The following is a 23463-nucleotide window of genomic DNA, read 5'->3' as shown; positions in this document are numbered from 1 at the left end:
AGGAGACCGCAATGGGACCCACCCTCGCCCTACGCCACTACGTCGAAGCGCCCCTCGCCCACAGCCATGACCATGCGCAGCTGGTATTCGGCCTGTCCGGGCACCTGGACCTGGAAGTGGACGGCCGTGGCAGCCAAGTGCGCGAAAGCAGCGTGATGGTGCTGCCCTTCTCCGCCCACCATGCGTGCGGCAGTCGCGATGGTAGCCGCTGCCTGGTGCTGGATGTGCCCACTGAGCATTGGGTGCTGCAATCGTTGGGCGAGCATGCCGAGGCCAGTCGCCGTCTGCTCGACCAACCCACGCGGTTGGCCCTGGACACGCGGCAAAGCCAGTTGGTGCACTGGCTGGCGCAGAGCCCGGTGGATGACCCGCTGATCGTCCAGCAGGGCGCGGTGCTGTTACTGGCCAGCCTCAATCATCCGCTGGCTCAACCACTGCCAGGCCGGCGCCTTCCGTATGCGGCGTTCAATGCACATATCGAACGGCATGTTGCGCACCCACTGCAGGTGGCCGACCTGGCGCGTATCGCCGATCTGTCGGTGGCACGCCTGCACGCACGTTTTATGGCGGAATGCGGGCAAACACCGATGGACTACATCCGCAGCCGTCGCCTGCACATGGCCTTGGACCTGTTGCGCAAGACACCTCTGCCCATCGGTGAAATTGCCGATCGCGTCGGTTACGCCTCGCAAAGCGCCTTCGCCGCCGCGATGCTGCGAGAGTTTGGCGCCTCGCCGGGCGCTTTGCGTCGCAACCCGTAGGAAGAGTTTCGCGATAAACACCGCGAGCCGGGCGACAGACACCCACGCGGGCGCCCCACTAGACTGCGTTTCTGTCACCCCCATGACTCAAGGATCGCAATGACTCCCCGTTCAGCCCTCGGCGCCCTGCATATCGGCGCATTGATGTTTGGCCTCACCGGCGTATTCGGCAAACTGGCGGCCGCCTCCCCGGCCATCATCGTCTTTGGTCGCGCCGTGTTTGCCGTAGTAGCACTGGCGGTATTCGCACGGTTTGCCAGCAGCACCGCCTGGAAAACCCTGGAACTGCGCGACTGGCGCCGGCTGCTGATCAGCGGCGTGTTGCTGGCAGCGCACTGGGTGACCTTCTTCATTGCCGTGAAAGTAGCCGGCGTGGCGGTTGCAACCTTGGGCTTCACCGCATTTCCGGCCTTTACCGTGATCCTCGAAGGGCTGATTTTCCGCGAACGCATTCGCGCCAACGAAGTGGTGCTGGTCGTACTGGTCAGCGTCGGCCTGGTGTTGGTTACCCCCGACTTCAACCTTGCCAGCGAGGCCACTGGCGGATTGCTCTGGGGAATCGCCTCGGGGTTGCTGTTTTCCCTGCTGTCACTGAACAACCGCGCCAGTTCCGGACGTATCCCGGCGGTGCAGGCAGCGCTGTGCCAGAACGTGGTGGTCGCCGTGTGCCTGTTGCCCGTGGCGGCGCCCGGTCTGACAGAGGTGCGAGCAATTGACTGGCTGTGGATCGGTTTGCTCGGGGTGTTCTGTACCGGCCTGGCCCACAGCCTGTTTGTCGCAAGCCTCGCGGTGATCAAGGCGCGCACCGCTTCGGTGGTGTTTGCCATGGAACCGGTCTACGGCATCACCGCGGCCTGGCTGCTGTTTGCCGAAACCCCGACGTTGCGCATGCTGTTGGGCGGCGCGTTGATCATCGTCGCAATCGTGCTTTCCGGGTTGATGGGCGGTGCAAGCCAGGCCAAACAGCCTGCGGCGACGGCCTGATCTATACTTTGAATATCCGCAACAGTCTGCAGTGGTTCAACGGATAACCGACAGCTCGATGACAGCCTGGGTATTTTCTGAAGTTGCTGCACGCGAGTGGTCACAACCTCAACGCGATGCGGGAGCTTTACCATGGAAATGCTCATCAATTTGTTAGTGCAGATCATCAGCGGCGCCGTCGGCGGCAACATCGCCGGCATGACCAAACAGAGCCTCGGGACCGGGCTCAATACCCTGATCGGCGGTGCCGGCGGGCTGGTGATCGGCCAAGTCGTCGCGGCACTCACGGGCACCTCGGGCGGCGAAGCCCTGGACGTGGCGGCAGTGGGCAGCAACATTGTCGGCGGTGGTGTCGGCGGGCTGGTGCTGACGTGGGTGATTGGCTTTATCAAGCAAAAGATGGCGGCCAAATAACCACCGTGTCACCGCCCCACGGGGCGGTGATTTTCACTGGGTGCGGTCGTTATGCCCCAGGTCACGCTGCGGGTCGATCTGGTCACGTACGCGCTGCTTGAGCACCTTGGCCTCGGGAAAACCGCCGTCCGCCTTGCGCTCCCAAATCTGCACGCCATCACACGTGATACGAAACGCGCCGCCGGTGGCCGGTTCCAGCGCCACTTTGCCCAAATCATCGGCAAACGTGCTCAGCAGTTCCTGCGCCAACCACGCGGCGCGCAGTAGCCATTGGCACTGGGTGCAATAGGTGATGACGATCTCGGGTTTGATCGAAGACATAATTTGAGAGGCTCCAGGCGTAACGGGCTCGGCGGATCGAGTGGCTATAATAGCGGCCTTTATCGCCCAGCCTCGAGATTCATGATGCGCCGCCTGCTGTCCTGCCTGTTTCTGTGCCTGCTCCCCCTTATCGCCGACGCCGTTGAACCGCCACGCCCGAAAATCGGCCTGGTGCTGTCTGGCGGTGCCGCCCGTGGGCTGGCGCATATCGGCGTGCTCAAGGCGCTTGAGGAGCAAGGTATACAGATCGATGCGATTGCCGGCACCAGCATGGGCGCGGTGATTGGCGGGCTGTACGCCTCGGGCTACAAGATCGATGAGTTGGAAAAACTGGCGCTGAGCATCGACTGGCAACAGGCACTGTCCGACGCACCGCCTCGGGAAGACGTGCCGTTCCGGCGCAAGCAGGATGACCGGGATTTCCTGGTCAAACAGAAACTCAGCTTTCGCGACGATGGCAGCCTGGGCCTGCCACTGGGCGTAATCCAAGGCCAGAACCTGGCGTTGCTGCTGGAAAGCATGTTCGCCCACAGCAGCAACACGCGTAACTTCGACAAGCTGCCGATCCCCTTTCGCGCGGTGGCGACCGATATCACCACCGGCGAGAAAGTGGTGTTCCGCAAGGGTCATCTGCCCCAAGTGATCCGCGCCAGCATGTCGATCCCGGCGGTCTTCGCGCCAGTGGAGCTGGACGGCCGGCTGCTGGTGGACGGCGGCATGACCGATAACATCCCGCTGGATGTGGCGCGGGAAATGGGCGTGGATATCGCTATCGTCGTCGACATCGGCACCCCGCTGCGTTCACGCAAACAACTGGCGACGGTGGTGGACGTGCTCAACCAATCGATCACCCTGATGACCCGGCGCAACTCCGAAGAGCAGCTCAAAGACCTGCACCCCAAGGACGTGCTGATCCAGCCGCCCCTCGCCGCCTATGGCGTAACTGATTTCGGCCGCGCCAAGGACATGATCGATGCCGGTTACCGCGCTACCCGCGCCCTCGACGCGCGCCTGGCCCACCTGCGCCCCGCAGAGCCGATCGACCCGCAACTGGTAGCCGCCCGCACACCCGGCGAACGCACGCCGGTCATCACCGCCATCAACGTGGAAAACGACTCGAAAGTCAGCGACGACGTGATCCGCTACTACATCCGCCAACCCCTGGGCGAGCCGCTGAACCTGGGCCGCCTGCAATCGGACATGGGCACCTTGTACGGCCTGGATTACTTCGAGCAGGTGCAATACCGCGTGGTGAAAAAGGGCCAGGACAATACCTTGGTCATCAGCGCGCGCGGCAAACGCAGCGGCACCGACTACCTGCGCCTCGGCCTGAACCTGTCAGATGACATGCGTGGCGACAGCGCCTTCAACCTCGGCGCCAGCTACCGCATGAACGGTATCAACCGCCTCGGTGCCGAATGGCTGACGCGGGTGCAGATAGGTGATCGCCAAGAGCTGTACAGCGAGTTCTATCAGCCGATGGACACCGGCTCGCGTTACTTTGTCGCGCCGTACATCAGCGCCCAGGCACAGAACGTCGAGCTGATCCTGGACAACGACCCCATCTCCGAATATCGCCTGGAACGCTACGGTTTCGGCTTGAACGTCGGACGGCAGATCGGCAACAGCGGCGAGATCCGCTTCGGCGTCGGCGAAGCCTGGGGCAAGGCGGATGTGCGCATCGGTGACAGGGATTTGCCCAGCGTGAGTTTCAGCGAAGGCTTCTATGAACTGAAGTACTCCTTCGACTCCCTGGACAACGTGTACTTTCCCCATACTGGCGAAGACATCGGCCTGGCCTACCGAGAGTTCGAACCCGGCCTGGGCTCGGACCAGCGCTACCGCCAGTGGGAGTTCAAGCTCGACAAAGCCATGAGCCACGGCCCGGATACGCTGGTGCTGGGCGGACGTTACGGGCGCACCCTGGATGATTCGGACGTGGTGATTTCCAGCTTCCTGCTGGGCGGTGCGCGGCAGTTGTCGGGCTTCCGCCAGGACGCGATCTCGGGCCAGAACATCAGCCTGATGCGCGCGGTGTACTACCGCAGGCTCACACCGCGTTCGTACCTGCCGCTGGATTTCCCGCTGTACCTGGGTGCGTCACTGGAACGCGGCCGGGCGTGGAACAACGACAATGAATTCGACAGCGGCTACATCAACGCGGCGAGTATTTTCCTGGGCTTTGATACACCGTTGGGGCCGCTGAATTTCAGTTATGGGTTCAATGATGATAATCAGAAGGCGGTGTATCTGAACCTGGGGCAGACATTCTAAACGTCTTACGCTGAACCCGACGGCTAAACGCGCTTGATGTGGTGAGCGGGCTTGCCCCGCGCTGGGCTGCGAAGCAGCCCCATTGCGGTCACCGCGTTTTTTCCGTGAGAAATTAGTCGCCTGTTCTTGGGGCCGCTTCGCGCCCCAGCGCGGGGCAAGCCCGCTCACCACAACAGCCCGCTCACCAGACGAAGCCCGCATGCCACAGCAAGCAGCGCGCCGGGTATTCCTCAGGATTTCTCCAGATTCGCCAGGATGTGCCCATGCACGCGCATGCACACGCTCAAATCAGCTTCATCCACTCCCACGAACAGCTCATGCCGTAGCGCGGTAGCGATGGTTTCGATTTGTTCGATCAGCGGCCGGGCGGTATCGCACAGCAGGATGCGCTTGGCACGGCGGTCTTCCACCACGGCTTGGCGTTGCACCAGGCCCTGGCCTTCAAGGCTGTCCAGCAGGCGGGCCAGGGTTGGCCCTTCGACGCCGACGCTTTGCGCCAGCTCACGCTGGGTGGGTGCTTCTTCAAAACGAGCGAGGTGCAGCAGCACCAGCCAGCGCGCCTGGGACAGGCCAAGCCCCGCCAGCCGGCGATCCAGCTCGGCGCGCCAACCACGGGACATTTGCGCCAGTTGCATGCCAAATCGGTGTTGATCGGTTAACGGCATAAAAAACTCATGTTTAAGACTGAAAATAAAGTGTGGCTAATTATTAGTCAGCTAAGCATGAGCTTTGCCCATAGGCAAGAGTTGCTATGTACTGATTCGTTACATTGTCGTAATTGGCGCACTAAATCTCGAATTCCGACTGCAAAGCCGCCCGCACGCAGTACAAGACACCTTCAGGAACACGCCCCGTAAACAGCGGTGCAATCTCCGCCACAGGTGGCAATTCGCCCTCTCCGTCCAGGAACGCATCCTGGATTTCGCCGAGCAGATCCTCTGGCAAATCAAGCGCCTGCTCCAACGACAACTGCTGCTTGCCAATGGATTCGGCAAGCAAGGTGTAGACGTTCTTCTCCGAGCATTGCAACTGGCCGGCGATCTGGATCGGGGTCATGCCAGCGCGTGCCAGGCTGATTAGTTCGTGGCGAATATCGGCGACTTCCTTCGGTGCTTCGGCCTGGCCGCCGAGCACTTCGAGGAACGCCTGGCCGTAGCGCTCCAGCTTGCGTGCACCGACGCCGCTGACCCTGGCCATTTCCGACATAGTCGTAGGTTGCTCGCGCAACATCTCCAACAGCGTCGAGTCGGGGAAAATAACGTACGGCGGCACGCTGTGTTCCTGGGCCAGTTTGCGGCGCAGGGTGCGCAGGGCTTCCCACTGTTCGCGTTCTTCGCCACGTACAAGCTGACTGGCCTGGCTGGTGCTGGTCTTGGCGGTAGTCTGCGGCTTGAGGTCGCGGCGCAGCTCCAGCGTCACTTCCCCCTTGAGCAGCGGACGACAACTGTCGTTCAAGCGGAGGCCGCCGTACCCTTCGATGTCGATATCCACCAGGCCGCGCGCCACCATCTGCCGGAACAGCGAGCGCCACTCGCCTTCGGCGCGGGCCTTGCCGACGCCGTAGACCGAGAGTTTTTCATGGCCGAAGCTGCGTACTTTCTCGTTGTCCTTGCCCAGCAACACATCCACCAAGTGACCGACGCCATAACGCTGGCCGGTGCGATAGATGGCGGACAAACCCTGGCGTGCCGGCTCGGTGGCGTCCCAGGTCTGCACGCCGTCGGTGCAGTTATCACAGTGGCCACAGGGTTCGGGCATGTCTTCGTCGAAATACGCCAGCAAGGTCTGGCGGCGGCAGCGAGTCTCTTCGCACAGCGAGAGCATGGCGTCGAGTTTGTGCTGCTCCAGGCGCTTGTGGCGCTCGTCGCCCTCGGAGTTCTGCAACATCTGCTTAAGCATCACCACGTCTTGCAGGCCGTAGACCATCCACGCATCCGCCGGCAAACCGTCACGGCCGGCACGCCCGGTTTCCTGGTAGTACGCCTCAAGGGATTTGGGCAGGTCCATGTGCGCAACGAAGCGCACGTTGGATTTGTCGATGCCCATGCCGAACGCGATGGTGGCGACCATGATCAGGCCTTCCTCGTTGAGGAAGCGCTTCTGGTGAGCCGAACGCGTGTCGTTGGGCAGGCCGGCGTGATAGGGCAGCGCCGGGTAGCCTTGCTCGCAGAGAAACGCAGCCACTTCATCGACCTTCTTGCGCGACAGGCAATAGACGATGCCCGCATCGCTGCGTCGCTCGGAAAGGAACGCCAGCAACTGTTTGCGCGGCTGCTCCTTGGGCACGATGCGATAGAAAATGTTCGGTCGGTCGAAGCTCGACAGGAAGCGCTCGGCGTTCTGCAGGTGCAGGCGCTCGACGATTTCTTCGCGGGTACGCTTGTCGGCAGTGGCGGTCAGCGCAATACGCGGCACATCGGGAAACAGCTCCGCCAATTGGCCGAGCTGCAAATACTCGCGGCGGAAGTCATGACCCCATTGGGAGACGCAGTGGGCTTCATCGATGGCGAACAGGGCGATTTCCAGGCTCTGTAAAAACGCCAGCATGCGCGGCTGCACCAGACGCTCGGGCGCCAGGTACAGCATCTTCACTTCACCGCGCTTGATGCGAGCGGCGAGGTCACGCTGCTGTTCGGCACTGAGGGTGGAGTTCAACGATGCGGCGGCGACACCCAGCTCTTCCAGGGTTGCCACCTGGTCGTCCATCAATGCAATCAAAGGCGACACCACCACGGCCAGGCCATTGCGCAACAGCGCCGGCACCTGGAAGCACAACGATTTACCGCCGCCGGTAGGCATCAGTACCAGTGCGTCACCGCCACTGGCCACGCGCTCAATGATCGCACCCTGGCGGCCACGAAAACTGTCGTAGCCGAAGATGTCCTTGAGGACGCGTTGTGCCTGCTCGAGCATGTAAAACTCCAAAATAGTGCCGAAATCCCTCTGTACAGGCTGGCCGAAAAAAACCGCTTTCACGGGAAATAATCCGTAAGCGAAGTTTTCGCGCACTGGGCTTGGCCTGCAAGGGCATCACAAAACGCGGCAGTATACCCGAGCGTTACCCGCCAAAGGGCGCCACTGACGAATAGCGGGCGCTATCTAAAACCTTGCAAATATGCAGTGTGGCTGGCCTGTGCGCTCAAGAAAGCCTAGAATTCAGCATCGTTTATTCCCAAGGTAGTCCTTCAATGTCCTTCGCTGAGCAACTAACCCGCCTGCAAGCCTTCCTCGACGCCGATGAGCTGCATGACGAGGCGCTGGACTACGTGGCCGCCCACGGCTACCTGACCGCCCTGTCGATCTGCTCCGACGTCGTCCCCGACCGTGAATGGATCGATGCACTGTTCGCCGAAGAGCCGCACTACGCCGATGCTGCCCAACGCGAAGAAATCGAATCCACCCTGCTGGCCCTCAAGGCCCACATCGGTCGCCAACTGGCCTCCGACGAGGAATTCGAGCTGCCATGCGAACTGGACCTGGGCGAAGAACCGGATGATTCCGATCTGCGCGGCTGGTGCATCGGCTTCATGGAAGGCGTGTTCCTGCGCGAAGCCGCCTGGTTTGAAACCGCCGAGGAAGAAGTCAGCGAAATGCTGCTGCCGATCATGGTCGGTTCGGGCTTGTTCGACGACCAGCCTGAGTTCGCCGACATCGCTGCCGACGCCAACCTGATGGACGACATGATCGTTCAGATCCCGGAAGCCCTGACCGCGCTGTACCTGCTGTGCAACGCACCTGACGAAAAACCGGCGATCCTCAAGCCACGTCACCACTGATTCGCTTGCCCGTGACACCCATGGGCAATCGCTCTCTGCTCCTGCGCTACCTGCTCCTGACCATCGGCTGGCTCAGTGTAGCGTTGGGCGTGATCGGCATTTTCCTACCGGTATTGCCGACTACGCCCTTCCTGCTGCTCGCAGCCGCCTGCTTCGCCCGTAGCTCCCCGCGTTTCTACCATTGGCTGGTGCAACACCCGCGCTTGGGGCCGTGGATCCGTGACTACCTGGATGGCAATGGTATTCCCCTCAAAGGCAAGGTCTACGCCATCGGTTTGATGTGGCTGAGCATTGGCGTGTCCTGCTACCTGGTGCCACTGCCGTGGGCGCGCGGGTTCATGCTGACCAGCGCGGTGCTGGTGACGGTCTATATCCTGCGCCAAAAGACCCTGCGACATAAGAACCCACACGACCTTGGTCGACACTGACTAACCCCAGGCATTCTGCGAGACTGTCCAACCGGGCCTGGAATGCCTGGGTGTTCTTATGTGCGGAGTTACCATGACGTTGTCCAGCGGGCTGATCGCCGCCGTTGCCCTGGCCTATATGGCCATTATGTTTGCCATCGCCTTCTACGGTGACCGCCGCCGCGCGCCATTGCCGCCGCGCATGCGCGCCTGGGTGTACAGCCTGTCGCTGGCTGTTTACTGCACCAGTTGGACATTCTTCGGCGCTGTAGGTCAGGCTGCCGAGCAGCTGTGGGCATTTTTACCGATCTACCTGGGACCGGTACTGTTGCTGGTGCTGGCCCCTTGGGTGCTGCAGAAGATGATTCTGATCAGCAAGCAGGAAAACATCACCTCCATTGCTGACTTTATTGCCGCGCGCTACGGCAAGTCCCAATCCTTGGCCGTGGTGGTTGCACTGATCTGCCTGGTCGGCGTGCTGCCTTATATTGCCCTACAACTCAAAGGCATCGTGCTGGGGGTCAACCTGCTGATCGGTGCCGGGGCCGACACCACGGGCACCCGCGCCCAGGACACCGCGCTGATCGTGTCGCTAGTGCTGGCACTGTTCACCATTGTGTTTGGTACGCGCAATCTCGATGCCACGGAACACCACCGTGGCATGGTGCTGGCGATTGCCTTTGAATCGCTGGTCAAGCTGTTTGCGTTCCTGGCGGTCGGCGCGTTTGTGACCTACGGCCTGTACGACGGTTTCGGCGACCTGTTCAGCCAGGCCATGCTCGCGCCACGGCTGGAGGAATACTGGAAAGAGACCGTCAACTGGCCCTCCATGGTGGTGCAGACCGGCGTGGCCATGATGGCGATCATCTGCCTGCCCCGACAATTCCACGTCACGGTGGTGGAGAACATCGACCCCCAGGACCTGCGCCTGGCTAAGTGGGTGTTTCCCGCCTATCTGATTCTTGCCGCACTGTTTGTAGTACCGATCGCCTTGGGCGGCAAGATGATGCTGCCCAGCTCGGTACTGCCGGACTCCTACGTGATCAGCCTGCCGATGGCCGAAGCCCATCCCGCGCTGGCCGTGCTGGCATTTATCGGTGGCGCATCAGCCGCCACCGGCATGGTCATCGTGGCGAGCATCGCCTTGTCGACCATGGTGTCCAACGACATGCTGCTGCCCTGGCTGCTGCGTCGTTCCAGCGCCGAGCGGCCGTTCGAAGTGTTCCGCCACTGGATGCTGTCGGTACGCCGCGTGAGCATCGTGATCATTCTGTTGCTGGCCTACGTCAGCTATCGCTTGCTGGGCTCCACCGCGAGCCTGGCGACCATCGGCCAGATCGCCTTTGCCGCAGTGACCCAACTGGCTCCGGCCATGCTCGGTGCGCTGTATTGGAAACAGGCCAACCGACGCGGGGTGTTCGCCGGGCTGGCAGCCGGTACTTTCCTGTGGTTCTACACCTTGGTCCTACCGGTGACGGCGAAAAGCCTGGGCTGGTCCCTCAGCCTTTTCCCTGGGCTGACGTGGATGCATTCCCACCCGCTGGGCCTGTCCGTCACGTCGTTGACCTTGGGCACCGTGTTCTCCCTGGCGGGTAACTTCACGCTGTTTGTGTGGGTGTCGATGCTGTCGCGCACGCGGGTTTCCGAGCACTGGCAAGCCGGACGTTTCATCGGTCAGGAAATCAGCCAACGCGCCAGCGCTCGCTCGATGTTGTCGGTGCAAATCAGCGACTTGCTCAGCCTGGCGGCGCGCTTTGTCGGTGAAGAGCGCGCCCAGCAAAGCTTTATCCGCTTCGCCTATCGCCAAGGCAAAGGCTTCAACCCTAACCAGAATGCCGACAATGATTGGATCGCCCACACCGAGCGGCTATTGGCTGGCGTGCTGGGGGCATCTTCGACACGTGCCGTCGTAAAAGCTGCTATCGAAGGGCGGGAAATGCAGCTGGAAGACGTAGTCCGCATCGCCGACGAAGCGTCGGAAGTGCTGCAATTCAACCGCGCGCTGCTACAAGGCGCCATCGAGAACATCACCCAGGGCATCAGCGTAGTCGACCAGTCCCTCAAACTGGTGGCCTGGAACCGGCGTTATCTTGAGCTGTTCAATTACCCGGACGGGCTGATCAGCGTCGGCCGACCGATTGCCGACATCATCCGCTACAACGCCGAACGCGGGCTGTGCGGGCCGGGCGAGGCCGAAGTGCATGTGGCGCGACGCCTGCATTGGATGCGCCAAGGCCGTGCGCACACCTCCGAGCGCTTGTTCCCCAATGGTCGGGTGATCGAGCTGATCGGCAACCCGATGCCCGGGGGCGGTTTTGTTATGAGTTTCACCGACATTACCGCGTTCCGCGAAGCCGAGCAGGCACTCACCGAGGCCAACGAAGGTTTGGAACAACGGGTGACCGAGCGTACCCATGAACTGTCGCAACTCAATGTGGCGCTCACCGATGCCAAGGGCGTGGCCGAGTCCGCCAGCCAGTCGAAGACGCGTTTCCTGGCGGCCGTCAGCCATGACCTGATGCAACCCTTGAATGCCGCACGGCTGTTTTCCGCTGCCCTCTCCCACCAGAACGACGGACTGTCCAGCGAAGCCCGGCAATTGGTGCAGCACCTGGACAGCTCACTGCGCTCTGCCGAAGACCTGATCAGCGACCTGCTGGATATCTCACGCCTGGAAAACGGCAAGATCAATCCGCAGCGCCAGCCGTTTGTACTCAACGAACTGTTCGACACCTTGGGCGCAGAGTTTAAAGCGCTGGCCCAAGAGCAAGGCTTGCGTTTCCGCCTGCGCGGCAGTCGCTTGCGCGTCGACAGCGACATCAAGTTGCTGCGGCGCATCCTGCAGAATTTTCTCACCAACGCTTTCCGTTATGCCGACGGCCCAGTGCTGCTTGGCGTACGCCGACGCAAGGGCGAGCTGTGCCTGGAAGTATGGGACCGTGGCCCCGGTATCCCGCTGGATAAACAGAAGGTGATCTTCGAAGAATTCAAGCGCCTGGACAGCCACCAGACCCGCGCGGAGAAAGGTCTGGGGCTGGGCCTGGCAATCGCCGACGGCTTGTGTCGGGTGCTCGGCCATCGGTTGAGCGTGCGTTCATGGCCAGGCAAAGGCAGCGTGTTCAGCGTGCGTGTGCCGTTGGCGCGCAACCAGGCCAGCCCACAGGTCAAGACGCCACAGGAAACCGGACTGCCGTTGAGCGGTGCACAGGTGCTGTGTGTGGATAATGAAGAGAGCATCCTGATCGGCATGCGCAGCCTGTTGACGCGCTGGGGCTGTGAAGTGTGGACCGCCACCGACCAGGCGCAATGCGCGGCGTTGCTCGCCGACGGTGTGCGCCCGCAACTGGCACTGGTGGACTACCACCTGGACCATGGCGAAACCGGCACTGAGCTGATGGGCTGGTTGCGCGCGCAATTGGCCGAGCCGATTCCCGGCGTTGTGATCAGCGCCGACGGCCGACCGGAGATGGTGGCCGAGGTGCATGCGGCGGGGTTGGATTACCTGGCCAAGCCGGTGAAGCCTGCAGCGTTGCGGGCACTTTTAAGCAGACACCTACCTCTGTAGGAGCGAGCTTGCTCGCGAAGAACGCACAGGCAACACGGTCATTCAAAATGCCCGCGTTATCGTTGACGTTTTTCGCGAGCAAGCTCGCTCCTACAAAAGGCGATCGTTTATTCAGGCAGATGGGCCACGCCATCTGAATCCGTCATCGCCCGCTCCAGCAAATCAGCCGGCAGGCTTTTACTCGCCCGAGCACCCAGCAAGCGCAATTGCTCGGTGCGGCTGACCAGATTTCCGCGTCCATCTGTCAGCTTGTTTCGCGCCGCGCTGTAAGCCTTATCCAACTGCTGCAAGCGGTTGCCCACTTCGTCCAGGTCCTGGATGAACAGTACGAACTTGTCGTACAGCCACCCGGCGCGTTCGGCGATTTCCCGCGCGTTCTGGCTCTGACGTTCCTGCTTCCACAAGCTATCGATCACGCGTAGGGTCGCGAGCAAGGTGGTCGGGCTGACGATCACGATGTGGCGGTCAAACGCTTCCTGGAACAGGTTGGGCTCGGCCTGCAATGCAGCAGAAAACGCCGCCTCGATGGGCACGAACAGCAACACGAAATCCAGGCTGTGCAAGCCTTCGAGGCGTTTGTAATCCTTACCGGCCAAGCCTTTGACGTGGTTTCGCAGCGATAGCACATGCTGCTTCAGGGCTGCCTGGCCGATGACTTCATCCTCCGCCGCCACGTACTGTTGATACGCAGTGAGACTGACCTTGGAGTCCACCACCACCTGCTTGTCGCCGGGCAACATGATCAATACATCGGGCTGGAACCGCTCGCCATCCGGGCCTTTGAGGCTGACCTGGGTCTGGTATTCACGGCCCTTCTCCAGGCCTGCATGTTCCAGCACCCGTTCAAGGATCAGCTCTCCCCAGTTACCTTGGGTTTTCTGGCCCTTGAGCGCGCGAGTCAGGTTGGTCGCCTCGTCCGACAGACGCAGGTTGAGTTGCTGTAGGCGCTCCAGCTCTTTAGCTAGGGAAAAACGCTCGCGCGCCTCGTTCTGATAGCTTTCTTCCACGCGTTTTTCGAAGGACTGGATGCGCTCCTTCAGCGGATCGAGCAATTGGCCCAGGCGTTCCTGGCTGGTTTCGGCGAAGCGCTGTTCGCGCTCATCGAAGATCTTGCCGGCCAGCTCGGCGAATTGCGCACGCAGCTCATCGCGCGAGCCTTGCAGGTCGGTGAGGCGTTGTTGATGGCTGTCCTGCTGTTCACGCAATTCGGCGCGCAAGGCGGCCGACAATGCATCGAGGCGACGCAGCTCGGTTTCCTTGGCGCTGCGATCAAGGTTCCAGGCGTGGGCAGCATCGCGGGCGTTGTCACGATCGATTTGCAGCAACTCGACCTCGCGGCGTACTGCTGCGAGATCGGCTTGCTTGGCGGCGTTGGCCTGGCTCAAGTCGCTGATTTCATCGCGGCTGGCATCCAGCTGTGCGGCCAGGCCTTCCTGGGCCAGCTGTGCAGTGGCCAAGCGCTCCTCGAGCAACTCCCAGCCAGTCATGCGTGCGGTCAACCGTCGCTGGAGCTGCCAGCACACGGCCAGTAAAGGCACGGCAGCGCCAGCCAGGCCCAGGGCAATACTGGTCCAGTCAAAAACCATAGACATGTCTGCCATCACCGAAAAAAAACAAGGTTAGCGGAGCACAGGGCCTGAGGACAGCTCAGTCTTCGACCTGGCCCAATTCGCGCTGGGCGCGGCGGTCACCGGCACGGGCGGCCAGGCGTAGCAGGTCGTGGCCGATGCGGCGGTCGCGGGCATTCCCGCATTCGCGGCACATCAGTTGGCCCAGGCGGCTCTGTGCAGCGACCACACCTTCCCGGGCTGGCTGCTTGAGCAAACGCCCGGCGAAATGCTTGACGTTGGTGTTGTGGCCCAGGCGAGGACTGTCGAGCAACCACAAGGCAACTTTCAAGGAGAAGCGCTTGGGGGCGGTAACAGTTTGAGGAGTGTCGGTAACAGAAGGTGATACTGAGCGAAACTTCATAAAGCACTGTGGGACAGAACGGAAGGCGCGCCACTCTACTCTTTTTTTCGCACAGGTAAAGCTGAAAAAACTCTGCACGCCCGTTCTAGAGCAAGCGCTCGGGACAATCCACAGAAGCTGTGGATAACTCAGTGGACAACCCTCCTTTAACTCGCGCAAAGCCCCATGGAATGGGGGCCGCAGTCAAACTGACGATTTTTTCACCAATAAAAAAAAGCCAGATTTTTCATTGACTTAAATTTTCATTGCAGGCAAATGGCGGCCTCGCAGTGCAGTTGACAGTGCGGTTACACACGCCGCAACCAATGTGCACAAGTACCCATCCGATGGTTATATCACCGGTGTTTTTTGAAGCCACTCGCTACAAAAATGTTACCGCAGGGACAAATCAGGGACTTCTCAAATCTTTCCCGGCTCGCCACACTCCCCGACCTACAACGCAACAATGGGTGGGTTGATGAAAGGGATTCTGTTATTCGCCGTATTGCTGCTGGCGATCTGCGCCGTTTCCTTGGGGATCAATGCAGCACTGCCGTCACCGGATGGGGCGCTGTTCGCCATTGCGATCCTGCTGTCGGCGGCGTTCACTGCCGTGAGCCTGTGCATCGAACTGGGCGAAGGGCGGATAAACGACATGGGCGACGTGATGAAAGTGGTCGAGACCGGCCAATCCTTACGTCTGACCCTTGCCGCCTACGGGCTGGGCTGTTCACTGGCGGCAGCGACTACGGTGCTGGTCTATCGAGGCCTGCTGGGCGGCTGATGAAAGTTTTTTGACTGACATACTTCCCTTACCGGTTTCAATCCGTTACTATCCGCGGCGTTAGTACCAAGCTGAAAGTCAATTCTGGTCGAACAACTCCCTTGTCCAACACGGGATCGACCACCTCGATGGTTTCCAGGTATCACTTGCGACGACACTGCCTTTGAAGAAGCAAAGGGTGGCGCGAAGTTTCCATACGCTGACCGAACCAACCTGCAAATTGATCAGGATCTTCACCCCGGGCCCAGAACCTTTGCCCCTGTTGTGTTGCCTGCCCTCCTAAGTACCTACCTGCCAGCCCAAGCGCGCCTAACTTATCAGCGCTTCAAACTGGCTGCTTTGTTCCAGTCGGTTTCTTCGTTCGATCAATCGTGGTCAACGTCGCTGGAACGTTTTAATACGGCACGGTTCTTATCTGTGTCATTTGTAGGAACACCAATAATATGAACGCTCAAATCCATACTCAGGATGCCATTCGCACCCTCACCAACGCTTTTGCTCCAATGAACTGCCTGATCATGGCCGCTCGCAAAGGCTGCTTCAGCTTCACCCTGGTCAACGAACACGGCATCGCTCGTCACAGCGAACGCCTGTACCCCGATCAATACTCCAGCGCAGAACCGCTGCAGGCCGTGATCGAGCGTACCCGTCAGGCACTGACTGCCTGATCGACCCGAGTCGCTGAAACACAAAAACCCTGTTTAAAAAGCAGGGTTTTTTATTGCCCTGAATTTGCCAATTGAGCTTTTGCACTAAGTTCAAATAGATATAAACGTTATAACTAAATGAAGAAGATGTTTTAAAAACAGTCCTTTACATCACAAATATGACACTACACTTCAACTCAAGCGGCATGATCCGCTTCCGGCGAGCCTGAGATCCGATCCACTGCTGCCAAGCCCCCACACCTTCTCAGGCTTCGTCGACCACTTTCACGGATTGAGGCTTGTATGGGTATCGCTGCCAGCGAATTGTGTCGTTATGTGATCCGGCCGACCTTGATGTACCTGGGCCGCCACAACCCAACGGCCGAGTCTCTGCTGCTGGGCATTGCCGCCAGCCAGTCGGAACTCGGTTCCGCACTGCACGACCGCCGTGGGCATGGCCTGTACAGCATCACCGAACCGCGCCACCGCGCCTTGTGGGATGACTACCTGGCGCTGGACCCCGAGCGCGCCAGCCTGGTACGTGGGCTCGCGAGCCAGCACGCCTTCCTCAGCGCGCCGCAACTGGAACTCACCGTCAACCTGCGTTACGCCACGGCCATCGCCTGGCTTTTGGTCGAACAACACACCCCCGCACTGCCTCCGCCCGGTGATGTGCTGGCAATGGCACGTATCTGGAAAGAAATTTTTCACCCACAAGGACGGCTGCGCGATTTCACTCAAGCCTGGCAAACCTGTGTTTCACCCATGAATCACGTGGCTTGCTGACCGGGCAATTTGCAAGATTCGCCAAAAACCCGGGAATTTGGTCGGATTGTCCTACAAAACCGCTCTATCTCCTACATTACAGCCTATAGCGCGATCTTAAAATTATTGTTACTTTCCGCAGCGGTGATCACCACGGAGTTCTAATAATGAAAAAAGTAATGCTCAAGACCACACTTAGCCTCGCCGTTGCCATGGCCTCTTCCCACGTATTCGCAAGTGGCTTTGCCCTTAACGAACAAGACGTCGCAGGAATGGGAACGGGTTTCGCAGGCCGCTCTTCTTCTGCCGAAAATGCAAGTACCGTTTATGGTAACCCTGCCGGTATGGCTCGCCTTGAAGGCCAGCAAGTCACTGGCGGTGTTGCAGCGATTGATGCCTCAAGCAACATCAAGGATGTCAGCGGCCGCTCCACAGGCACGAACAAAGGCGATATGGTGCCTTTCACTGCCGTTCCTTTCGGTTTCTACACCAATAAACTTAACGAACAATGGGCTGTAGGTTTCGGCGTCTATGCTCCGTTTGGTCTCGTGACAGACTACGAAAGTGGCTTCCAAGGCAAAGCTTTTGGCAGCAAAAGCGAAGTGACGGTCATCACCTTCCAGCCTACGGTGAGCTACGCCTTCAACGATCGGGTTTCCATTGGTTTTGGCCCGACCATCAACCGTATCGCTGGTACGCTTGAGTCCGATATCAACCTGCCAATCGCTGGTACCGGCTCCAACAACATCAAGATCAAGGGAGATGACACCGCCGTCGGCTTCAATGCCGGCCTGCTGGTTCAAGCCACTGATACAACTCGCGTGGGCCTGACCTACCACTCGAAGGTGAAGTACAAGCTCGAAGGCCATACTGAAGTGACCAAAGGCACCAACGTTCCGGCTGCGCTGCTGAACAATGGCCGCTACGACGCGTCGCTGAAGATCGACACGCCTGAATCCTGGGACTTCTCGGTTACTCAAGACATGAGCGACGCGTGGAAACTCTACGCCGGCGCTACTTGGACCCGTTGGAGCCGCTTGAAAGACATTACCGTCAACAACGAAGGTGTATCGGCCGCAGCCGGTAGCGGTGTTTTGGCGCCGCAAATTGTCGGCACCATCAAAGAAGACCAGAACTGGCACGACACTTGGGCCTATGCCTTGGGTACCTCGTATCGTGTCACCAAGCAAGTGGTGCTGCGTACCGGCCTGACCTTCGACCAGTCGCCTACCAACAACAAAGACCGTTCGCCGCGTATCCCAACCGGTGACCGGACTATCTTCAGTCTCGGCCTTGGTTACGATGTAATGCCGAATATGACCGTTGACCTGGCTTACTCCTACCTCAAGGAAGAACCAGTCAAGGTCGCTCGCGCCAACGCATTGGGCCAGTCCTACAATGCTAAGTACGAAAACAGCGCCAACGGTTTCGGCCTGGGCGTAACTTACAAGTTCTGACCTGACACCCTATAAAAAAGCCCCGCTCTCCTGCAAAGGAGGCGGGGCTTTTTAATGGCTGACGATCAAGGCTTGGACGCTATCGCCTCCTCCACTGCCTTGATCATGTCCGGACTGTCCGGCTTGGTGAGGCTGGAAAAGTTGGCGATCACCTTGCCCTGCCGATCCACCACGTATTTGTAGAAATTCCACTTCGGCGGCGCGTCGGTCTGCTGCGCCAACACCTTGAATAGATGCACCGCGTCCGGCCCCTTGACCTTCTGTGGCTCGGTCATGGTGAAGGTCACGCCGTAATTCACGTAGCAGACCTTGGCGGTTTCTTCGCCGGTCTTGGCTTCCTGCTTGAAGTCATCCGATGGCACGCCGATCACTTCGAGCCCTTGGCCCTTGTAGCGTTGGTACAACGCTTCAAGGCCTTTGAACTGTGGGGCGAACCCGCAGAAGCTGGCGGTGTTGACGATGACCAGGGGCTTGCCGGCAAAGCGCTGGCACAGGTCGATGGATTCCTTGGCGCGCAGCTTGGGCAATTGGCCTTCCAGCAGCGGCGGGCAGCTGGCAGCCAGCGCAACGCTGCCAATAGCCATCAGGACGGGTACAGCAAGCCAACGCATCTGCATGTCGTGTGTCCTTGAAAGTTGTCAAACCACGAACTTAACAGATCGACATACCCAGTTGCATCAACGCCAGCCCGCCGTTTTGCCAGCCCCACCAGGCCAGCAACATCAAGAACAACACCGCGGCGAGTATCAACCCGCGTATCGCTATGCTCATGCCGCCTCCATCTGCGCCTGCAATCGCGCCACTGGCCGCTCGCGTACCGGCCAATTCAGGGCCGCGGCGAGCAGGCTCAGCAGGATCGCGACCTGCCAGATCAAATCGTAGTTGCCGGTTCGATCATAGACCACCCCTCCCAGCCAACCACCCAGGAACGAACCGAGTTGGTGGAACAGGAACACGATCCCACCGAGCATGGAGAGGTTTCGTACGCCGAACAATGTGGCGACGGTGCCGTTGGTCAGCGGAACGGTAGACAGCCACAGGAAGCCCATCGCCATGCCAAACAGATAGGCGGTGACTTCAGTGACCGGCGCCCACAGGAACAGCACGATCACCACCGCACGCAGCAGGTACAAAGCAGTCAACAAGCGCGGCTTGGACATGCGCCCACCGAGCCAGCCGGCGGTGTAGGTGCCGAAAATATTGAATAGGCCAATCAGCGCCAACACCGTGGTACCGACAGTGGCCGGCAAGTGCTGATCCACCAGGTAGGCCGGCAAATGCACGCCGATAAACACCACCTGGAAACCGCAGACAAAAAAGCCGAAGGCCAACAGCCAGAAACCGGAATGGGAACAGGCCTCCTTCAAGGCTTCGCGCAAGGTTTGCTGACCCGCCACCACCGCCAGTGGTCGGTCCTTGAGCATGCTCACCAGAGGCAGGATCAGCGCCACCATCAGGCCCAGTGCCAGCAGTGCCGCAGACCAGCCCAACCAGCTGATCAAGCCCAAGGTGCCCGGCACCATGGCGAACTGACCGAACGAACCGGCAGCACTCGCGATGCCCATCGCCATGCTGCGTTTTTCCGGCGCCACAGCCCGGCCGACTACACCCAGAATCACCGAGAACGAGGTGCCGGACAGGCCGATACCAATCAGCAAGCCAGCACTTAAGGACAACGACCACGCCGAATCGGACATGCCCATCAACACCAGGCCCGCCGCGTACAGGACGCCGCCGACGAACACCGCTTTAGTCGCGCCAAAGCGGTCAGCCAGGGCGCCGGTGAACGGTTGCGCCAGGCCCCAGATCAGATTCTGCAAGGCGATGGCAAAGGCGAAGGTCTCACGGCCCCAGCCGAATTCGCTGCTCATCGGTGCCAGGAACAGGCCGAAACCGTGCCGCACGCCCAACGACAACGCCAGGATCAGCGCACTCCCTACAAGAATCCATCCACTGGTGCGCCACATCGAGGTCATTTCTTATTCTCCGCTCGCGGGTATATACCCGCTTGTATTCGAACAAATCCGCGCTCAGGCGAGTTCGTCCAGCAAGGCCAACAAGGTTTCGCGTTTTTCCGCGCCAAGTTGATCGATCAATTTCTGCTGCGCCGCTTCCCAGGCGGGTAATGCCGCGGCCAGCCGAGCTACACCGTCCTCGGTCAACATCACCAGGCGGTTGCGCAGGTCATCGCCTTCCACCAACCGCACCAGGCCCTCGCCTTCCAGCACCCGCAGGTTGCGCCCCAAGGTGCTGCGATCCAGGCCCATGGCTTCCGCCAGGCTGGAAATGCTCGGCTGATCGAGGCGCTGCAAGTTACACAGCAAAGAATACTGGGCGACGTTGATCCCGAAGCCATCCAGGGCGCCGTCGTAATGCCTGCTGACGCCACGGGCGGCACGTCGCAGGTTGGTACATAAACATTGGGAGGCAAGCATGGAAGGTGTATATACCCGCGATTAAGGAAATGCAAGAAAGTGTTACAGCGCCAGGCCGACCAGAACCGCGACTTCCAGCAGCTCCAGCAAGGCGCCTGCGGTATCGCCCGTGGTGCCACCCAGACGATTGACCATCAGTTGGCGCAGCCCCAGGAAGCAGATCACGGCGAGTAGTACAGCCATCCCGCCACTGAAGCCGCCGATGAGGATGCAGGCCAGACCACTGAGGATCAGTACCTGTTGACCGACAATTCTCGGTAAATGATCCGACAATGCCTGGCCCAATCCACCGGCACGCACATAACGCGTGGTGAGAAACAGTGCCAGCATCGAGGCGCGGCCGATCAGCGGCGCCAGGATCAGTGCCGCGCCGTTGTGTTGCTCAATCAAGGCTACCAACGCAGTGAACTTGAGCAGCAGCACCAACCCGAGGGTGACTACGGCAATCGGCCCGCTACGTGGGTCCTTCATGATTGTCAGCGTACGCTCGCGGTCGCCAAAACCGCCGAGCCAGGCATCGGCACTGTCCGCCAATCCGTCCAGGTGCAGGCCACCACTGAGCAACACCCAGGCCGCCAGCAGCAATGCGGCATGCAGCAACAACGGCGCGCCCATCAATACCGAATTCAAGCCCCACAACAGCACACCGAACAACACACCCACGACCGGATAAAACAGCAGTGAACGCCCCAATTCCTGAGGCTGCGGCATACCCGGCAAGCGAATCGGCAAACTGCTGAGAAACTGCAGGGCGATCCAGAAGGGCAACATGTCTAATCCCCTTCCTTCAGGGCGCCGTCAGCGGCGACGTACAGACTGAACAACCCGCCATGGCCCACTTCGACGTTCAGCAATTGCTCCCTCGGCAAACCACGTGCTTGCGCCAGTAGCAGACGCATGACACCGCCATGACTGATCAACAACACACGCTCACCGGCATAGGCCTGATGCAAGCGTGCGACAGCGCCCAGGACCCGGTCGGAAAAAGCGCTGACCGGCTCCCCCTCCGGTGGTGTAAAGCGGTAGGGATCAGCCCAGAACAACCCAAGCCCTTCGGCGTCGGTCTCCATCAAGGCCGCCGCGCTCTGCCCTTCCCAGGCACCGAAGTGCAACTCTTGCAGATCCTTTTCCAGGGTCACCGGCAGCTTCAGCCGAGCCCCTAATTCCTCGGCAAACCGCGCGCAGCGTTGCAGCGGCGAGCTGACCAGTCGATCCCACGGCCCCTGTTCCATCACGGCCGCGCGCATCTGCGCCCAGCCGTTGGCGGTGAGTGCATCGTCTAGACTGCCGCGCAGGCCGCCGCCCAGCTCGGTTTCGCCGTGACGCAGCAGGTCCAGGCGCAGGGTCATGCCGGGCGGTCTGCCACGGCGGCTTCGGCGAAGGTCGCCATCTGCCCGTGCAATGCACACGCCAGACGCACCACCGGAACCGCCAACGCCGCGCCACTGCCTTCGCCCAAGCGCAGGCCCAGTTCCAGCAGCGGCTGCGCGTCGAGGCTTTGCAACACATGGCGATGACCCGGCTCGGCGCCACGATGACCGAACAGCAGCCATTCACGGCATGCCGGGTTCAAGCGTGTCGCGACCAGCGCCGCAACGGTGCAGATAAAGCCATCCACCAGCACCACGATGCCGTCCTGGGCGCAGGCCAGGTATGCGCCCACCAGCGCAGCAATTTCAAAGCCGCCCAGATTGAACAGCGTCTGCAACGCATCAGCACGCTGACCGGCGTGCAGCGCCAGGGCACGCTCGATCACGGCCACCTTGTGGCTGACGCCTTGGGCATTCAAACCCGTACCGGGCCCCGTGAGATCACTGACCTGACAATCGAGCAAAGCACACGCCAGCGCACTGGCGGCGGTGGTGTTGCCGATGCCCATCTCACCGCCGAGAAACAGCTGCGCCCCGCTCGCCAATGCACGTCGCACACTGTCGCGGCCGGCTTGCAGGGCGAGCTGCCCCTGTGCCTCGGTCATCGCCGGACCGTTGACGAAATTGGCGGTGCCCGCGCCGATATTCAGGTGACGCACACCGGGCAGGTCCAGAGACGGCGTGACCGTGCCGAGGTCGACCACTTCCAGCTGTGCGTCCAGCTGCCGCGCCAACACACTGATGGCCGCACCACCGCTGACAAAGTTGAGCAGCATCTGCCCGGTGACTTCCTGAGGAAACGCCGACACGCCTTCCGCGACTACGCCGTGGTCACCGGCGAAGATGGCAATCCACACGTGATCCACCAAAGGTTTGACCTGGCCCTGCATGCCCGCCAATTGCACCGCCAGCGCCTCCAGCTGGCCGAGGGAGCCGGCCGGCTTGGTCAATTGCTGCTGGCGTGCCAGAGCGTGTTCATACGCTTGCACGTCGATCGCCTTACAAGGGTTGAACCACCAGGTGTCAGTCATAACGCAGTACCTTTCAAAGTCAGGGGCAGGCCGGCAACCGTCAGGACAACACGCTGACAGCGCTCGGCCAAGGCTTGGTGCAGCCAACCGGCTTCATCCACATAGCGGCGAGTCAATTCGCCCAGCGGCACGACACCCAGACCGGTCTCGTTGCTGACAAAAATGATTTCACCCGGCAGCGTGGCCAGGGTTTCCAGCAATTGATCGCGCTCAGCGGCCAGACGATTCGGGGCTTCGAGCATCAGCAGATTAGTCAGCCACAGGGTCAGGCAGTCCACCAGCAGGCACTGCGCAGGTGCCGCGTTTTCGCGCAGCACGCGAGCCAGTTCGACGGGTTCTTCGATGAGGCCCCAATGCTCGGGGCGACGCTGGCGATGCAAGGCGACGCGTTCATTCATCTCACCATCCAGCGGTTGGCTGGTGGCGATGTACGTGACGGTCAAACCACTGTCGCTGGCGAGTTTTTCGGCAAGGCGGCTTTTACCGGAGCGGGCGCCGCCGAGGATCAGTTGAAGCATGGGA

General features: G+C 60.4%; 23 protein-coding genes. 11 read left to right on the top strand and 12 right to left on the bottom strand.

Features of this window, described 5'->3' with window-relative positions; all coding sequences use genetic code 11:
- The first annotated feature begins 11 nt into the window (after positions 1–11).
- From ACP7C6_RS11905 to ACP7C6_RS11895, 3 genes are all read left to right on the top strand, one after another.
- Entirely contained in the window at positions 12–761 is a 750-nt protein-coding gene (locus ACP7C6_RS11905; protein WP_028617346.1) for an AraC family transcriptional regulator, read from the top strand.
- A gap of 99 nt (positions 762–860) precedes the next feature.
- Positions 861–1745, top strand: coding sequence for a DMT family transporter (locus ACP7C6_RS11900; RefSeq protein ID WP_426108773.1), 885 nt, complete (start codon positions 861–863; stop codon positions 1743–1745).
- 132 nt (positions 1746–1877) lie between these two features.
- Entirely contained in the window at positions 1878–2159 is a 282-nt protein-coding gene (locus ACP7C6_RS11895) for a hypothetical protein (protein ID WP_311893332.1), read from the top strand.
- Positions 2160–2192: 33 nt separating this feature from the next.
- On the opposite strand, the gene ACP7C6_RS11890 is transcribed toward ACP7C6_RS11895, so the two are convergent.
- Entirely contained in the window at positions 2193–2480 is a 288-nt protein-coding gene (locus ACP7C6_RS11890) for a SelT/SelW/SelH family protein (protein WP_028617348.1), read from the bottom strand.
- 84 nt (positions 2481–2564) lie between these two features.
- Between ACP7C6_RS11890 and ACP7C6_RS11885 the strand changes: the two genes are divergently transcribed.
- The gene (locus ACP7C6_RS11885) at positions 2565–4754 is read left to right on the top strand and encodes a patatin-like phospholipase family protein (RefSeq protein ID WP_068937104.1); all 2190 of its coding nucleotides are present in this window, start codon (positions 2565–2567) and stop codon (positions 4752–4754) included.
- Positions 4755–4984: 230 nt separating this feature from the next.
- Here ACP7C6_RS11885 and ACP7C6_RS11880 read toward each other — a convergent pair whose 3' ends face one another.
- Both ACP7C6_RS11880 and recQ read right to left on the bottom strand, forming a co-directional pair.
- Positions 4985–5419: a MarR family transcriptional regulator gene (locus tag ACP7C6_RS11880; protein ID WP_028617350.1), complete on the bottom strand. Its 435-nt coding sequence runs from the start codon at positions 5417–5419 to the stop codon at positions 4985–4987.
- Positions 5420–5540: 121 nt separating this feature from the next.
- A complete protein-coding gene (gene recQ, locus ACP7C6_RS11875; protein ID WP_016976542.1) occupies positions 5541–7667 on the bottom strand; it encodes a DNA helicase RecQ in 2127 nt (708 codons plus the stop codon).
- A gap of 275 nt (positions 7668–7942) precedes the next feature.
- On the opposite strand from recQ, the gene ACP7C6_RS11870 reads away from it, so the two are divergent.
- The 3 genes from ACP7C6_RS11870 (at position 7943) to ACP7C6_RS11860 (ending at position 12502) form a co-directional block, all read left to right on the top strand.
- Positions 7943–8530: a YecA family protein gene (locus ACP7C6_RS11870; protein ID WP_028617351.1), complete on the top strand. Its 588-nt coding sequence runs from the start codon at positions 7943–7945 to the stop codon at positions 8528–8530.
- Positions 8531–8550: 20 nt separating this feature from the next.
- Positions 8551–8958 carry a YbaN family protein gene (locus ACP7C6_RS11865; protein WP_311893335.1) on the top strand — a complete coding sequence of 136 codons (408 nt, stop codon included), beginning with the start codon at positions 8551–8553 and terminating at the stop codon, positions 8956–8958.
- Positions 8959–9031: 73 nt separating this feature from the next.
- Entirely contained in the window at positions 9032–12502 is a 3471-nt protein-coding gene (locus ACP7C6_RS11860; protein WP_122726708.1) for a hybrid sensor histidine kinase/response regulator, read from the top strand.
- Between the two features lie 107 nt (positions 12503–12609).
- Here ACP7C6_RS11860 and rmuC read toward each other — a convergent pair whose 3' ends face one another.
- Complete coding sequence (gene rmuC / locus ACP7C6_RS11855) at positions 12610–13974, bottom strand: DNA recombination protein RmuC (RefSeq protein ID WP_174890966.1); 1365 nt, start codon at positions 13972–13974, stop codon at positions 12610–12612.
- A gap of 175 nt (positions 13975–14149) precedes the next feature.
- A complete protein-coding gene (locus tag ACP7C6_RS11850) occupies positions 14150–14473 on the bottom strand; it encodes a hypothetical protein (RefSeq protein WP_025855837.1) in 324 nt (107 codons plus the stop codon).
- Between the two features lie 457 nt (positions 14474–14930).
- Between ACP7C6_RS11850 and ACP7C6_RS11845 the strand changes: the two genes are divergently transcribed.
- The 4 genes from ACP7C6_RS11845 to ACP7C6_RS11830 all read left to right on the top strand — a co-directional run bounded on the left by ACP7C6_RS11845 (position 14931) and on the right by ACP7C6_RS11830 (position 18105).
- A complete protein-coding gene (locus ACP7C6_RS11845) occupies positions 14931–15236 on the top strand; it encodes a hypothetical protein (RefSeq protein ID WP_028617356.1) in 306 nt (101 codons plus the stop codon).
- Positions 15237–15679: 443 nt separating this feature from the next.
- Positions 15680–15904 carry a hypothetical protein gene (locus tag ACP7C6_RS11840; protein ID WP_005790139.1) on the top strand — a complete coding sequence of 75 codons (225 nt, stop codon included), beginning with the start codon at positions 15680–15682 and terminating at the stop codon, positions 15902–15904.
- Between the two features lie 282 nt (positions 15905–16186).
- Complete coding sequence (locus ACP7C6_RS11835) at positions 16187–16669, top strand: hypothetical protein (RefSeq protein WP_068937108.1); 483 nt, start codon at positions 16187–16189, stop codon at positions 16667–16669.
- 146 nt (positions 16670–16815) lie between these two features.
- Positions 16816–18105: an OmpP1/FadL family transporter gene (locus ACP7C6_RS11830; protein ID WP_028617358.1), complete on the top strand. Its 1290-nt coding sequence runs from the start codon at positions 16816–16818 to the stop codon at positions 18103–18105.
- Positions 18106–18170: 65 nt separating this feature from the next.
- Here the strand turns inward: ACP7C6_RS11830 and ACP7C6_RS11825 are convergent, their stop codons facing one another.
- The 7 genes from ACP7C6_RS11825 to cobU all read right to left on the bottom strand — a co-directional run bounded on the left by ACP7C6_RS11825 (position 18171) and on the right by cobU (position 23459).
- Positions 18171–18722, bottom strand: coding sequence for a glutathione peroxidase (locus tag ACP7C6_RS11825; RefSeq protein ID WP_068937110.1), 552 nt, complete (start codon positions 18720–18722; stop codon positions 18171–18173).
- 150 nt (positions 18723–18872) lie between these two features.
- Positions 18873–20072, bottom strand: a complete 1200-nt coding sequence (locus ACP7C6_RS11820; protein WP_163002072.1) for an MFS transporter — start codon at positions 20070–20072, stop codon at positions 18873–18875.
- 63 nt (positions 20073–20135) lie between these two features.
- Positions 20136–20540, bottom strand: a complete 405-nt coding sequence (locus ACP7C6_RS11815; protein ID WP_016976530.1) for a MarR family winged helix-turn-helix transcriptional regulator — start codon at positions 20538–20540, stop codon at positions 20136–20138.
- 42 nt (positions 20541–20582) lie between these two features.
- Positions 20583–21311 carry an adenosylcobinamide-GDP ribazoletransferase gene (locus ACP7C6_RS11810; protein ID WP_028617361.1) on the bottom strand — a complete coding sequence of 243 codons (729 nt, stop codon included), beginning with the start codon at positions 21309–21311 and terminating at the stop codon, positions 20583–20585.
- 2 nt (positions 21312–21313) lie between these two features.
- Complete coding sequence (gene cobC, locus ACP7C6_RS11805; protein ID WP_426108772.1) at positions 21314–21889, bottom strand: alpha-ribazole phosphatase family protein; 576 nt, start codon at positions 21887–21889, stop codon at positions 21314–21316.
- A complete protein-coding gene (gene cobT / locus ACP7C6_RS11800; RefSeq protein WP_426108771.1) occupies positions 21886–22941 on the bottom strand; it encodes a nicotinate-nucleotide--dimethylbenzimidazole phosphoribosyltransferase in 1056 nt (351 codons plus the stop codon). Before cobT ends, cobC begins: the two co-directional genes overlap by 4 nt.
- The gene (cobU, locus tag ACP7C6_RS11795) at positions 22938–23459 is read right to left on the bottom strand and encodes a bifunctional adenosylcobinamide kinase/adenosylcobinamide-phosphate guanylyltransferase (RefSeq protein ID WP_028617364.1); all 522 of its coding nucleotides are present in this window, start codon (positions 23457–23459) and stop codon (positions 22938–22940) included. The genes cobT and cobU overlap by 4 nt, the downstream gene beginning before the upstream one ends.
- Between the last annotated feature and the right edge of the window lie 4 nt (positions 23460–23463).

The organism is Pseudomonas sp. TWR1-1-4 (genome assembly GCF_049897165.1).
GTDB lineage: Bacteria > Pseudomonadota > Gammaproteobacteria > Pseudomonadales > Pseudomonadaceae > Aquipseudomonas > Aquipseudomonas canadensis.
This window is presented reverse-complemented; position numbering and strand designations above follow the sequence as displayed.

Bases quoted from the DNA above. Each gene is read 5' to 3' on its own strand.
- ACP7C6_RS11905 (WP_028617346.1), top strand. From the start codon at position 12: ATGGGACCCACCCTCGCCCTACGCCACTACGTCGAAGCGCCCCTCGCC.
- ACP7C6_RS11900 (WP_426108773.1), top strand. From the start codon at position 861: ATGACTCCCCGTTCAGCCCTCGGCGCCCTGCATATCGGCGCATTGATG.
- ACP7C6_RS11895 (WP_311893332.1), top strand. From the start codon at position 1,878: ATGGAAATGCTCATCAATTTGTTAGTGCAGATCATCAGCGGCGCCGTC.
- ACP7C6_RS11890 (WP_028617348.1), bottom strand. From the start codon at position 2,480: ATGTCTTCGATCAAACCCGAGATCGTCATCACCTATTGCACCCAGTGC.
- ACP7C6_RS11885 (WP_068937104.1), top strand. From the start codon at position 2,565: ATGCGCCGCCTGCTGTCCTGCCTGTTTCTGTGCCTGCTCCCCCTTATC.
- ACP7C6_RS11880 (WP_028617350.1), bottom strand. From the start codon at position 5,419: ATGCCGTTAACCGATCAACACCGATTTGGCATGCAACTGGCGCAAATG.
- recQ (WP_016976542.1), bottom strand. From the start codon at position 7,667: ATGCTCGAGCAGGCACAACGCGTCCTCAAGGACATCTTCGGCTACGAC.
- ACP7C6_RS11870 (WP_028617351.1), top strand. From the start codon at position 7,943: ATGTCCTTCGCTGAGCAACTAACCCGCCTGCAAGCCTTCCTCGACGCC.
- ACP7C6_RS11865 (WP_311893335.1), top strand. From the start codon at position 8,551: ATGGGCAATCGCTCTCTGCTCCTGCGCTACCTGCTCCTGACCATCGGC.
- ACP7C6_RS11860 (WP_122726708.1), top strand. From the start codon at position 9,032: ATGACGTTGTCCAGCGGGCTGATCGCCGCCGTTGCCCTGGCCTATATG.
- ACP7C6_RS11850 (WP_025855837.1), bottom strand. From the start codon at position 14,473: ATGAAGTTTCGCTCAGTATCACCTTCTGTTACCGACACTCCTCAAACT.
- ACP7C6_RS11845 (WP_028617356.1), top strand. From the start codon at position 14,931: ATGAAAGGGATTCTGTTATTCGCCGTATTGCTGCTGGCGATCTGCGCC.
- ACP7C6_RS11840 (WP_005790139.1), top strand. From the start codon at position 15,680: ATGAACGCTCAAATCCATACTCAGGATGCCATTCGCACCCTCACCAAC.
- ACP7C6_RS11835 (WP_068937108.1), top strand. From the start codon at position 16,187: ATGGGTATCGCTGCCAGCGAATTGTGTCGTTATGTGATCCGGCCGACC.
- ACP7C6_RS11830 (WP_028617358.1), top strand. From the start codon at position 16,816: ATGAAAAAAGTAATGCTCAAGACCACACTTAGCCTCGCCGTTGCCATG.
- ACP7C6_RS11825 (WP_068937110.1), bottom strand. From the start codon at position 18,722: ATGCAGATGCGTTGGCTTGCTGTACCCGTCCTGATGGCTATTGGCAGC.
- ACP7C6_RS11820 (WP_163002072.1), bottom strand. From the start codon at position 20,072: ATGTGGCGCACCAGTGGATGGATTCTTGTAGGGAGTGCGCTGATCCTG.
- ACP7C6_RS11815 (WP_016976530.1), bottom strand. From the start codon at position 20,540: ATGCTTGCCTCCCAATGTTTATGTACCAACCTGCGACGTGCCGCCCGT.
- ACP7C6_RS11810 (WP_028617361.1), bottom strand. From the start codon at position 21,311: ATGTTGCCCTTCTGGATCGCCCTGCAGTTTCTCAGCAGTTTGCCGATT.
- cobC (WP_426108772.1), bottom strand. From the start codon at position 21,889: ATGACCCTGCGCCTGGACCTGCTGCGTCACGGCGAAACCGAGCTGGGC.
- cobT (WP_426108771.1), bottom strand. From the start codon at position 22,941: ATGACTGACACCTGGTGGTTCAACCCTTGTAAGGCGATCGACGTGCAA.
- cobU (WP_028617364.1), bottom strand. From the start codon at position 23,459: ATGCTTCAACTGATCCTCGGCGGCGCCCGCTCCGGTAAAAGCCGCCTT.